The organism is Massilia sp. METH4 (genome assembly GCF_037094685.1).
Classification (GTDB): Bacteria; Pseudomonadota; Gammaproteobacteria; order Burkholderiales; family Burkholderiaceae_D; genus Rugamonas.
The window spans coordinates 2174550-2187070 of record NZ_CP146614.1; the positions used below are offsets into that span (position 1 = coordinate 2174550).

At 66.6% G+C, this 12521-nt stretch carries 7 protein-coding genes; 4 read left to right on the top strand and 3 right to left on the bottom strand.

Annotation, left to right across the window (positions count from 1 at the left end; genetic code table 11):
• The gene (locus V6Z91_RS09750; RefSeq protein ID WP_338769748.1) at window positions 1-1821 is read right to left on the bottom strand and encodes a DUF885 domain-containing protein; all 1821 of its coding nucleotides are present in this window, start codon (window positions 1819-1821) and stop codon (window positions 1-3) included.
• Between the two features lie 234 nt (window positions 1822-2055).
• Between V6Z91_RS09750 and V6Z91_RS09755 the strand changes: the two genes are divergently transcribed.
• Together V6Z91_RS09755 and V6Z91_RS09760 are read left to right on the top strand one after the other, a co-directional pair.
• Entirely contained in the window at window positions 2056-2718 is a 663-nt protein-coding gene (locus V6Z91_RS09755; RefSeq protein ID WP_338769750.1) for a PEP-CTERM sorting domain-containing protein, read from the top strand.
• 225 nt (window positions 2719-2943) lie between these two features.
• Window positions 2944-3603: a PEP-CTERM sorting domain-containing protein gene (locus V6Z91_RS09760; RefSeq protein WP_338769752.1), complete on the top strand. Its 660-nt coding sequence runs from the start codon at window positions 2944-2946 to the stop codon at window positions 3601-3603.
• Between the two features lie 131 nt (window positions 3604-3734).
• Here the strand turns inward: V6Z91_RS09760 and V6Z91_RS09765 are convergent, their stop codons facing one another.
• Together V6Z91_RS09765 and V6Z91_RS09770 are read right to left on the bottom strand one after the other, a co-directional pair.
• Window positions 3735-4898 carry an HPP family protein gene (locus tag V6Z91_RS09765; RefSeq protein WP_338769755.1) on the bottom strand — a complete coding sequence of 388 codons (1164 nt, stop codon included), beginning with the start codon at window positions 4896-4898 and terminating at the stop codon, window positions 3735-3737.
• 22 nt (window positions 4899-4920) lie between these two features.
• Window positions 4921-5409, bottom strand: coding sequence for an Lrp/AsnC family transcriptional regulator (locus tag V6Z91_RS09770; protein WP_338769757.1), 489 nt, complete (start codon window positions 5407-5409; stop codon window positions 4921-4923).
• Between the two features lie 100 nt (window positions 5410-5509).
• Here V6Z91_RS09770 and V6Z91_RS09775 point away from each other — a divergent pair, with 100 nt between their 5' ends.
• Window positions 5510-7444: an aminotransferase class V-fold PLP-dependent enzyme gene (locus tag V6Z91_RS09775; RefSeq protein ID WP_338769760.1), complete on the top strand. Its 1935-nt coding sequence runs from the start codon at window positions 5510-5512 to the stop codon at window positions 7442-7444.
• 206 nt (window positions 7445-7650) lie between these two features.
• Window positions 7651-12507: a glucoamylase family protein gene (locus V6Z91_RS09780; RefSeq protein WP_338769762.1), complete on the top strand. Its 4857-nt coding sequence runs from the start codon at window positions 7651-7653 to the stop codon at window positions 12505-12507.
• Window positions 12508-12521: the final 14 nt, after the last annotated feature.

The following is a 12521-nucleotide window of genomic DNA, read 5'->3' on the forward strand; positions in this document are numbered from 1 at the left end:
TTATTGCGCACGCTGTTGCGCGATCCAGGCATCGATCTTCGCTTCCAGCAAACTCAGCGGCAAAGTGCCGTCACCCAGCACCTGTTCGTGGAAGGCCGGCAGGCTGAACTTCCCGCCCAGCGCTTCCTGCGCCCGCTGCCGCAGCTCCATGATCTTCAACGCGCCGATCTTGTAGGCGAGCGCCTGGCCCGGCCACGCCATGTAGCGTTCGGTCTCGCTGCGTGCCACTGCGTCGTAGCCCAGCGTATCCTTCATGTACTGGATCGTCCGTTCGCGCGTCCAGCCCTTCGCATGCATGCCCGTGTCGACCACCAGCCGCGTGGCCCGCAGCAATTCGTCGTTCAGGTGGCCGAAGTACTGCGCCGGATCGTCGAACAGGCGCATCTCGCGACCCAGCGTTTCCGCATACAGCGCCCAGCCTTCGGTGAAGGCCGTGTTGCCGCCGAACTTGCGGAAGTTCGGCAAGCCCAGCTCCTGCATCAGCGCGATGTGGAAGTGGTGCCCCGGCTTGCCTTCATGCAGGAACAGCGTCGTCATGCCCGTGCTGCCGTACTTCTTCGGATCGGTCACGACCGACCAGAAGACCCCCGGCCGGGAGCCGTCCGCCGCCGGCGCCGTGTAATGGTCCGATGCCGTGTCGCGCGACAGTTCCGGTTCCAGCCGCAAGTCCAGCTTCGCCTTCGGCAGCAGCGTGAACATGGCCGGCAACTTTTCATCGAGGACGCCGTCGAGCTTGCGGTACACGGCCTGTACTTCATCCTCGGTCTTGAATGGGAAGAAGCGCGGCTGCTGCGAGACCCAGACCGGCAAGCCGGCCGGTGGGCCGTCGTAGCCCAGTTGCGGGCCCAGCTTGGCGAACTCGGCCTGGATACGGGCGACTTCCTTCAAGCCGATCTCGTGGATCGCTTCCGGCGTCAGGTCGGTCGTGGTCGAGTCGGCCACCCGCACGGCGTACCATGCGCGGCCATTGGGCACTGCCGAGAAACCGGTCGACTCGCGGCAAGCCGGGATGTAGTCGTTCTCGATGAACGCGGCGAGCCGCGCCAGCGCCGGCTGCAGCTGCGTGACCGCGGCGCGGTAGTCGGCCGTCAGCCGTGCCTTGTCCGCCGGTGCGAAGCCGGCCGGCATGCGGTTGACGGGGGTGTAGTAGATGCTCTGTTCCGGCGCCGCACTGACCAGTTTCTTGAACTGCGGCAGTGCCGACACCATGATCGCCTTCGGCTGCGTGACACCGGTGCGCATGCCTTCTTGCATGTTGGCGATCGCCTGGTCGATCCAGGCAGGCAATTGCGTCAGCCGGTTCAGGTAGGCGCGGTACTGCTTCACCGTGGTGAGCGGCTGTGACGCTTCGCCGCTCGCATAGTTCGCCAGCGTGACCGGCAGGCTGTCCATCTGGCTGATCGGCAGCAGGTGGCCCGGATAGGGCTCGTAGGACAGCAGCGTCTTCAACTCGAATGCCAGCACGTCGTAGTTGATGCGGTCCCGGTGCGTCAGCTTGCGGCGGTCGATGGCGGCCAGGCGGCGCGTGTAGTCGCGGTAGCGGTCGAACTGCCTGGCGCGCTCGGCCGGCGCAATGGCCATGCCGATCTGGTCGTCGAAGCGGTTGTCGCCATTGTCGGTGGCGTAGACCGGCTCGTAGCGGGCGATGGCGTCGTAATACTCGTCCGCCAGCGCAAGGAATTTCTTGCTCTCGGCGGCCGAAACGTCGGCCGCGACCTTGCCGGCGGCCTTGTGGGCTGCCGTGGGCGCGGCGTGCGCTGCCGGGCCGAAGGCCAGCAGCAGGGCGGCGGTGAGCGCGCCCAGGGTGAAGCGGTATGTCATGCGTGATGTCCAGGTGTAAATGATGGAAACGAACGGGCGCAAGGATAAGCGATCCGTGGCGGCGGCGATACGGATTTGTCGGCGCTGGGTAGCAAAACTGTATTCATTTGTCTTGCCAGTTTTTTCAGCGAACTGATGAATTTAAAATAACTTTCTGCCAGAACCCGGGCTGGTTTCTTCCATTGCGTGTTGTCATTCACTCTACAACGTCGTACTCGAACTAAGGAAAATAAAATGAAGAAACTCATTGGTTCCGGCCTGCTGGCCGCAGCCGTGGCCGCGCCTTTGTCCGCCAGCGCCGCAGACACCGTCGACTGGTTCAACTGGACCGGCTTGACCGGCACCGCGGTCCAGAACGGCACCAACATCGACGCCACTTTCACTGCCACGTCGCTGGGCCTCACGCATGCCGATTACTTCACCGGAGAGGACGATGCATACCTCAGCGCCGAAGTCACCAACGGCCCCGGCACCGACGGCATGTTCAGCTTCGCGGGCGGTACCGAGGTCGTGCACCATGTGCATTTCTCCAAGGCCGTGGTCAATCCGTACCTGGCCATTGTCAGCCTGGGGAGCGAAGCCACTGCCGCGTCGTTCAACTTCGCCAACGTCAGCAGCATCACGCTGGTCAGCGAAGGCGACGGCTACTACGGCGACGGGGAGCTCAGCATTGCCGGCGGCACCATTACCGGCTTCGAAGGGCACGGCGTGGTGCGCCTGAACGGCACCTTCACCGACCTGTACTTCACCACGCCGGACAACGAATACTGGTACGGCGCCTCGTTCGGCATTCCGGTCTCGGCGGTGCCCGAGCCGGGCACCTGGGCCATGCTCGCCATGGGCGGAGCCGTGCTGGGCCTGGTGGGGCGGCGCCGCAAGCAGGGCAGGCCGGCTTAAGCGGGCGTGCTCCATCGGCCGGGATTCAAGCGGGCCGGTTACGCCGTTCATGCCAGTGCGGGGGCGCTGGCTGGACGGCGTAATTGTCTAGGCGTTCAGCTAAATTGTATTGCTTTGTCTTATCAGTATTGCTCAGATAGTAATGTCATTAGACTAACGGCACGCCTATCTTCCTTGGCAATGAACCGTTCTATAACGTATCTATCAGGAGCAAGCAAGAAACAATTGTCCGGCCCTGGCCTGCTGGCCGCCGTCCTCTTCACCCCATTGGCGGCAATGGCCGACCCGGTCAGCTGGATCGACTGGAATGGCAAGGCGGGCAGCCTGGTCCAGAATGGCGCCACGATCGAGGTCACCTACACGGGTGGCGCCAATATCTCGCATGCGGATTACTTTTCCGGCTTTCCGGGAACCTATGTCAGTGACGAGGTGAGCAATGGTCCGGGCGGCAACGGTTTCCTGCAGCTGGTCGGCGGCTCCTCGATGCTCCAGCATCACATCCACTTCTCGTCTGCCGTGGTAAATCCTTACATCGCACTGCTCAGCGTAGGCGCGGGGGGCGAAGCCGCCACATTCACCTTCCACGACGTGGCCAGCATCGAATTGCTCAGCAAGGGATCGAACGCGTGGGGCAACGGCGAACTGGCTGTGGCGGGCAACGTCGTCTCCGGCAAGGAAGGCAATGGACTGATCCGCCTGAACGGCACGTTCACGGACCTGTACTTCACCACCCCCGTGTATGAGAACTGGTACGGCGCCGCCATCGGTGCCGCCGCCGTCAGCGCCGTGCCGGAACCTGGCACATGGGGCATGCTGGCGGCCGGCAGCCTCGTGCTCGCGCTGGCACGCCGCCGCCAGAACGCCAGGTTCACCCGGCCCGCGTAACGATCAATATTGCAAAAAAAAACCGGTGCCACCGGTTTTCGAGAAATGTTCCAAAAAAAACGGTGCCTGTCACCGGTTTTCGGGAAATGTTTCAGAAAGCCCGGTGCCTGTCACCGGTGTTCGGGTTGCCTTCAGGCCGGTTGCGAAGCTTCGGCGAGGCGGTGTTCGTACAGGGCGGCCACTACGTCCGATTGCGTGACGATGCCGGCGAAGCGTTCTTCGCCGTCGACCACGGGAATGTGGTGCAGGCCGGCGTCGGCCATCAGCGGCACCAGGTCGACGATCGGAGTATCGGTGCGGGCCACGTGGGGCCGCGGCGTCATGATCTGACCCACCACTTCCGCCTTTTCCGTGTGGGACAGGCCGGACGGTGTCAGGAAGTCCTTCAGTTTTTCGCGCATGCCGCGGTAGTCGTCCAGCCCACTGTGCTTCAGGAAGTCGCTCTGCGTCACGATGCCGATCACGCGCCGCGCCGGGTTGAGTACCGGCAGCGCGGCGATGTGGCGGCCGCGCATTGCTTGCCATGCCTCGGTCAGCGGGGTGGCGAACTCCGCCGTCACCACGTCGCGCGACATGATATCGCCGCAGCTGATCACGCCAAAGCGGCGCTGGTAGGCGCGCATTTCCGTTTCCAGGAACAGTGCTTCCAGGTCGTCGCGGCTGATGTCGAGCACCTGGCCGTAGCGGCGCAGCACGGCGTCCAGGTCTTCCGGCTTGAAGCCCAGCCGCACGGTCGGCACCTCGTCCTTCGTGGCGTGGGGATTCGGGTGCGACAGCGTCTGCGCGTGCGGATAGCGCCGCCCCGTGAGGTTGTTGTAGACGATTGCCGCCGTCACCAGCAGCACCGAATCGATCAGGACGGGGCCCAGCGCGAACGAGAAGCCGGCCGCATGCACGGCGGGGCCACCGATCACGGCCGTCAGCGCGGCGGCGCCGCCGGGCGGGTGCAGGCAGCGCGTGAAGAACATCACGGCGATGGCGGCCGCGGTGCCGACCGCGGCCAGGGCGGGCATCGGCATCAGGTGGCCGAGCCATTTCACGCACGCGGCGCTGACGAGGGCGGAAATCACATTGCCGCCGATCACGGACCATGGTTGCGCCAGCGGGCTGGCGGGCACGCAGAACAGCAGCACGGACGAAGCGCCCATCGGCGCCACCAGCCAGATCGCATCGTCGCCCAGCATCAGGTGGGCCACGGTGCCCGTGATGAAGAGCCCCAGCAAGGCGCCGGCGCTGGCACGCAGGCGTTCGGTGTAGCTCGCCGTGCTGGGGGCGGGCAGTAAAACACTAAACAAAGATCTTACACGCATCTTTCGATTATCCCATGCCGGCCCCATGCGCGACCAGATCCAGGGGCAGCGCGGTCGTGTACTTGATCTGTTCCATCGAGAAGGCGGAGGAGACACCGGTCAGGTTCGCCACCCGGATCAGCTTCTTGTAGAAGCGGTCGTAGCCGTCGATGTCGGTCGTTACCACCTTCAACAGGTAGTCGACATCGCCGCTCATCCGGTGGAATTCCATGACTTCGGGCAGGGCGACCACCGCCGCCGCGAACTTCGCCAGCCATTTCTCGTCGTGCTGGCTGGTACGCAGGCTGACGAAGACCGTCACCGGCAAGCCGGCCTTGCGGCGGTTCACCAGTGCCACGCGGCGGTCCAGGTAGCCATTGTCCTGCAAGCGTTTCAGGCGCTTCCAGCAGGGCGTGCTGGTCAATCCTACCTTCTCGGCCAGGTCGGCGACCGAGAGCGTGCCATCCACCTGCAACGCACCCAGGATGGCGTAATCGAATCTGTCTAGATCATTCATTCTGCATTCTTCATAAACTGAGGACAGTTGTTCTAATTATGCCCGCAAGGAAGGGTAAGTTTGGCATGGTTGCTCCGGCATTGCCCGTTAATCTATTTCGATGGACAACGAAATCTACCTCGACGGCAACGCCACGTCCGCCGTCCTGCCCGCCGCGCTGCGGGCCGCCGTGTACGCGATGGAAGCGCGCTACGGCAATCCCAGCAGTACACATGGCACGGGCCTGCAAGCCAGGGCCATGCTGGATGCCGCGCGCGCCCGCGCCGCCCGACTGCTGGGCACCGGCTCGGGTCGCATCATGTTCAACAGCGGCGCCACGGAAGGCATCCAGACCGCCGTGCTGTCCGCCCTGTGCGCGGTGCGGGCGCGGCGGGCCGCGGGCAAGGCGGCCGGTAGCCTCCTCGTCTATGGGGCCACCGAGCATAAGGCCGTGCCGGAAAGCCTGGCGCACTGGAATGCGCTGCTGGGCACGGGACTGGAGCTGGTGGCACTGCCGGTCGGCGCGGACGGGCGGCATGACTTGCAAGCGCTGCGCCGGCTCGCGCCGGAAGCGGCATTCGTCTGCACCATGGCCGCCAACAACGAGACCGGCGTCATCTCCGACCTGGCCGGCATCGCCGCCGCGCTCGAAGGCAGCCCGGCGCTGTGGATGGTCGATTGCGTGCAGGCGCTCGGCAAGCTGCCGCTGGACCTGGCCGATACGCGCATCGACTACGCACCGTTTTCCGGCCACAAGCTGTATGCGCCGAAGGGCATCGGCATGCTGTACGTGCGGGCCGGCGCGCCGTTCACGCCGCTGATGAAGGGCGGCGGCCAGGAAGCGGGCGAGCGCTCCGGGACCGAGAACATGGCGGGAATCGCCGCGTTGGACGCCGTGCTCGCCGCCCTCGAGGAGGGTGGCACCTTCCGCAGCCACGCCGAGTTGCATGGCTTCCGCGACCGACTGGCCCAGGCCTTGCGCCAGGCCTTGCCGGGCATCGCCTTCAACGCCCCGTTCGACAAGACCCTGCCGACCACGCTGAATTTTTCCGTGCCCGGCCTGTCCAGCAAGGAGTTGCTGGACCTGTTCGACGCCGCCGCCCTGCGCGTCTCGGCCGGCAGCGCCTGCTCCGCCGCGAAGGCGCAGCCATCCTACGTGCTGGACGCCATGGGCTTGCCCGAGTGGCGCAGCAGCAGTGCCGTGCGCCTGTCGTTCGGCCCGCTGATCGACGAGGCGACGGTGGCGAAGGCATGCGCGCGCATCGCCCGCTGCGGCGATGCGTTGCGCCTGTCGGGGCTGCTCGGCGACGGCGCAGCGGCCCGGCCGGACGGTTTACTTCAGCTCACGGCCGACGGCCGCCACACCTGGCTGGTGCTCGACGCCGCCAGCGGAACCTGCGCCGTGATCGATCCGCAGCCGGCCCTCGCCGATCGCATCGGCACGCTGCTCGGCGCCCACGGTTTCCGCTTGGCCGCGCGCCTGTCCACGCACGATGGGGGCGCATGGCCCGTCTCTGGCGACACGCTCCATCTCGGCAGCCGATCCCTGCGCCGCGTGGCGCTCGACACCGGCGGCGTATGCTATCTGCTCGCTTTGGAGGGCGACACGCCGCGCCACGCTTTGACCGGCAGCGCCGATCCGGCCGGGCTGGCCGGCCTCGTTCCGCCGGATATCCTGCTGTGCCCGGCAACGGAAGCGCAGGCCGCACTGTGCACCACGCTGCGCCCCTGTGCGGCGGCGGCCGACATGCACCTGGACTCCACCGCGGTGGCTGCCTTGCTGCGCAACAGCCCCGGCGCCCTGCTGGTCGACGTACGCGAGCTCCATGAACATGCGGCGGCGCTTCCCTCCACCAGAGCGCAGGCTGTCAACATCCCGCTGAGCCGCCTGGCCGGCGAACTGCCGCGCTGGCTGGCGCAGGCCGAGCCCGTGCCGCTCGTGTTTTTCTGCCGCAGCGGCAACCGCAGCGCGCGGGCCGCCAGCTGCCTGCGCAGCGTCGGCTATGCCCAGGCGTATCACATGCACGGCGGTATCGCCCTCAGCGACCTCCGGTAACAATCCTGCATCCCCAGGCGGCCGCCCGGCCGCCTTTCCTCGCTCTTGCCGCGCACGGCTGAGGTAACGGCAAGTTTTTTTTTGCACCGCACCATTGAAACGTTCGCTATCGAACAGTAGGCAGGCGTGCGCCTGAATAATATTTCCCGGAACATACTCCCAGCCGCAGCGGGACTCCTTGCCCGCCGCCCCGAAGCGAGGCTCCCTTGAAAGAACACCTCAAATTGTGGCCCGGCCTGAAGGCCGGATTCCAGGAAGCCGCGCCCGGTTCCGCCGCACCCGATACGGAAGAAGACCTGCCATTTCGCGCGGAGCTCTACAGCGCTCAACAGATGGCCCACCACGGCCGCACGCTGGCCCAGACGCATGTGCTGAGCCGGCGCGGCGGGCCCGACCGCCTGCTGGCGCGGCTGGCCGACAATGCCCGCGTGCTGCGCCTGACCGCCGAGGAGTTGACGGCCGCCGTGAAGGAGGGGCGCCAGATCACTCCCGCGTCCGAGTGGCTGCTCGATAACTACTACCTGATCGAAGAACAGATCCGCATCGCGCGGCGCCACCTGCCGAAGGATTACAGCAAGGAGTTGCCGCGGCTCAGTGTTACAACTACCGCAGGCGCTGCGCCGGGTACCCCGCGCGTGTACAAGCTGGCATTGGAAGTGATCGCGCATGGCGATGGCCGGGTGGACCCGGAAAGCCTGTGCCGTTTCGTGGAGGCTTACCAGGAAGCGGCGCCGCTGAAGCTGGGCGAGCTGTGGGCCATTCCCATCATGCTGCGCCTGGCGCTGCTGGAAAACCTGCGCCGCGTGGCGGCGCGCGTGGCCGAAAACCGCTACCAGCGCGACCTGGCCAACAGCTGGGCCGACCAGATGGTGGACATCGCCGACAAGAACCCTTCCGGGCTGATCCTGCTGGTGGCGGACATGGCCCGCTCGAACCCGCCGATCACGAGCGGTTTCGTGGCCGAGCTGGCGCGGCGCCTGCAGGGGCAAAGCCCGGCACTGACCCTGGCGCTTACCTGGGTGACCTATCGGCTGGCCGAGTCGGGCCAGACGATCGAACAGCAGATCCAGGCCGAGATCGGCCAGCAGGCGGCCGACCAGGTGTCGATCGCGAACACCATCGGCAGCCTGCGCTTCCTGGGCACGATGGACTGGCAGGAATTCGTCGAAACGATGAGCGCCGTGGAGCGGGCGTTGCGCGAAGACCCGTCCGGCGTCTATGGCGCGATGGATTTCGCCACGCGCGACCAGTACCGCCACGTGGTGGAAAAGATCGCGCGCGGCAGCAAGCTCACCGAGACGCAAGTGGCGCAGGCAGCCGTGGAACTGGCGCGCACGCACGGCGCCAGCGACGATCCACGCCACGCCCACGTGGGCTTCTACCTGGTCGACAAGGGTGTGTTGCTGCTGGAGAAAAAGGTAGCGCGGCGCCGCACGCCGCGCGAATCGTTCCGGGCCACGGTGCGCGCCGCGCCCCTCACGTCCTACCTGGGCGCGATCGCGGCGCTGTCGGTGATCGCCACCGCGCTGATGGTCGAACGCGCCGTGCGCGACGGCGTGGCCGGCTGGGAGGTCGTGGTGCTGGCCGTGCTGGGCCTGATGGGCAGCAGCCAGCTGGCGCTGGCGCTGGTGAACTGGGTGGCCACGCTGGTCACGCGCCCGAGCCCGCTGCCGCGCATGGATTTCAAGGAAGGCATCCCGTCCGACGCGCGCGCCATCGTCGTGGTGCCGGCGCTGCTCTACAGCCTGGAGAATGTGGATGAATTGTGCGAGCAGCTCGAAGTGCGCTTCCTTGCCAACCGCGACCCGAATCTGCAGTTCTGCCTGCTGTCGGATTTCACGGATGCGCAATCGGAAACGCTGCCGCTGGACGCCGTCCTGCTCGAGCGGGCCCGCGGCAATATCGAGGAATTGAACCGCAAGTACGGCTGCGAGGAGAACCGCTGCCCGTTCCTGCTGCTGCATCGGCCGCGCGTATGGAACCTGGCCGAGCGCGCGTGGATCGGCCATGAACGCAAGCGGGGCAAGCTGGCGGACCTGAACCGCTTCCTGCGCGGCGGCGCGCGCGACCGCTTTTCGCTGGTCGTCGGCGAAAGCGGCCAGTTGCTGACGGTGAAGTACGTGATCACGCTGGACGCGGACACGCAGCTGGCGCGCGACTCGGCACGCCAGTTCGTCGCCACCATGAAGCACCCGCTGAACCAGCCGAGGATCGATGCGCGCATCAACCGCGTCGTGGCCGGCTACGGCATCCTGCAGCCGCGCGTGGCCGTCAGCCTGCCCAGCCCGAACGCTTCGCTGTACGAGCGCCTGTGCGGCGGCGAGCCGGGCATCGATCCCTACACGCGCACGGTGTCCGACGTGTACCAGGACGTGTTCGCCGAAGGCTCGTACATCGGCAAGGGCATCTACGACCTCGACGTGTTCGAGAAAGTGCTGGGCGAGCGCTTTCCGGAAAACCGCATCCTGTCGCACGACCTGCTGGAAGGCTGCTACCTGCGCGCCGGCCTGCTGTCCGACGCCCAGCTGTATGAACAGTATCCGCAGCGCTACCGCGACGACGTGAACCGCCGGCACCGCTGGATCCGCGGCGACTGGCAACTGGCCGGCTGGTTGTCGCCCCGGGTGCGCACCGCCGTCGGCGGGCATGAGAAAAATCCGCTGTCGGCCCTGTCGCGTTGGAAGCTGTTCGACAACCTGCGCCGCAGCCTGGTGGCGCCGGCGCTCACGCTGTCGCTGCTGTTCGCCTTCGCCGTGCTGCCTCATCCGTGGTTCTACACCAGCATGGTGTTGGCCATCATCTTCGTGCCGGCCATCGCCGCGGCCCTGTACGACCTGGCGCACAAGGCGCCGGACACACTGTGGCGCCAGCACCTGCCCAATTCGCTGCGCCGCAGCGCCATGCATGTGGCGCACGGCGTGCTGTCGCTCGTCTTCCTGCCATACGAGGCGTATGTCAGCGTCGACGCCATCGTGCGCACGGCATGGCGCATGCTGGTATCGAAAAAGCACCTGTTGCAGTGGCGGCCATCGGCGCTGTCCCAGGCGAACGGCGGCCTGGCGGCCAGCTGGCGTGCGATGTGGATCTCGCCGGCCCTGGCCCTGGCGGTCGGCGCCGCGCTGGCGCTGTGGCGCGTGAAGGCGTTCGAGGCCGCGGCCATCTTCCTCGTCGCCTGGCTGGTGGCACCGGTGGTGGCGTGGTGGATCAGCCGCCCGGTCGAACGCCTCGAGGCGCAACTCTCCGGCGAGCAGCGCGAATTCCTGCACGCGCTGGCGCGCAAGACGTGGGCATGGTTCGAAACCTTCGTGGGGCCGGACGATAACTGGCTGCCGCCGGATAACGTGCAGGAACACCCCGGCATGGTCATCGCGCACCGCACGTCGCCCACCAATATCGGCATGGCGCTGCTGGCCAATGTGAGCGCCTACGACTTCGGCTATGTAACGCTGGCGCAACTGCTGCAGCGCAGCCGCAATACGCTCGATTCGATGGCGGAGCTGGAACGCCACCAGGGTCACTTCTACAACTGGTACGACACTCAGTCGAAAAAGCCTCTGCAACCGATGTATGTGTCGACCGTGGACAGCGGCAACCTGGCCGGCCACCTGCTGGTGCTGCAGGCGGCGCTGCTGAACGCGGCGGACGACCTGATCCTGGGGCCGCAGCTCCTGACCGGCCTGGAAACCACGCTGCGCGTGCTGCGCGAAGCCGCCGCCGGTGTCGAAGGGCTCGACCCCGCCGCGCTGGACAGGCTGGGCGAGGCGGTGGCACCGCGACAGCCGCCGAATGTGGCCAATCATCCGGTCAACCTGCCGGAGCTGCATGCCTGGCTGGAGCGTGCCACGGCGGCCGCGGAGCGCTTCGCAGCCGAACCTGCGCTGGCGCACGATGCCGCGGCCACCATGTGGGCCGGCGCGCTGGCGACGCAATGCCGCGCCGCCCTGGACGAATTGAACCTGCTGGCGCCATGGGTGGCGGACGGCACAGGGTCGTTCATCGACACGGTGCTGCTGAAGATTCCCACGCTGCGCGAGCTGGCGTCGTATCCGCCGGCCGGCGCGCCGCTGTCCGAGCTGGCGCCGGGCGAGCGCGAACGCCGCCAGCAGATCGGCGTGCTGGTGGAGCAGGGCGCCGCCGTCGCGCGCGAACGCATCGGGCACCTGCACGAGCTGGCGCGGCAGGCATGCGCTTTTGCCCAGGTCGACTACGGCTTCCTGTTCAACCGCACCACCAGGCTGCTGGCCATCGGCTACAACGTCACCGAACGCCGGCTTGACGCCAGCTATTACGACCTGCTGGCTTCCGAGGTGCGGCTGGCCAGCTACGTGGCCGTGGCCCAGGGCCAGCTGCCGCAGGAGCACTGGTTCGCGCTGGGCCGGCAACTGGCCATCGTGCACGGCCGGCCCGTGCTGATGTCCTGGAGCGGTTCGATGTTCGAGTACCTGATGCCGCTGCTGGTGATGCCGACCTATCCGGACACCCTGCTGGACCAGACCTACCACTCGGTAGTGACGGCGCAGATCGAGTACGGCCGCCAGCGTAACGTGCCCTGGGGGGTATCCGAATCGGGCTACACCACCGTCGACGCGGCGATGAATTACCAGTACCGCGCCTTCGGGGTGCCCGGCACGGGCATGAAGCGCGGCCTGGCGGACGACCTGGTGATCGCGCCCTATGCCTCGATGATGGCGCTGATGGTCGAGCCGGAAAGCGCATGCCAGAACCTGCAGAAGATGGCCGGGCTGGGCTTCATGGGCCGCTATGGCTTCTACGAGGCGATCGACTACACGCCGGCGCGGCTGCCGCGCGGCCAGCAGTTCGCCATCGTGAAATCGTTCATGGTGCACCACCAGGGCATGGGTTTCCTGGCGCTCGACTACCTGCTGCACGACCGGCCCATGCAGCGGCGCTTCGAATCGGACCCCATGCTGCAATCGGCCCTGCTGATGCTGCAGGAGCGCAGCCCGCGCATCGGCGCATTCTTCTCCACCAGTTCCGAGCAGGCCGCCGCGGTGCGCTCCACGTCGCACGACCAGGCCGCGCCCGTGCGCGTGCTCACGTAGCCGAACACGCCGCT

Excerpts from the sequence above, each read along its gene's own strand:
- V6Z91_RS09770 (WP_338769757.1), bottom strand. The coding sequence starts at position 5,409 with ATGAATGATCTAGACAGATTCGATTACGCCATCCTGGGTGCGTTGCAG.
- V6Z91_RS09750 (WP_338769748.1), bottom strand. The coding sequence starts at position 1,821 with ATGACATACCGCTTCACCCTGGGCGCGCTCACCGCCGCCCTGCTGCTG.
- V6Z91_RS09775 (WP_338769760.1), top strand. The coding sequence starts at position 5,510 with ATGGACAACGAAATCTACCTCGACGGCAACGCCACGTCCGCCGTCCTG.
- V6Z91_RS09755 (WP_338769750.1), top strand. The coding sequence starts at position 2,056 with ATGAAGAAACTCATTGGTTCCGGCCTGCTGGCCGCAGCCGTGGCCGCG.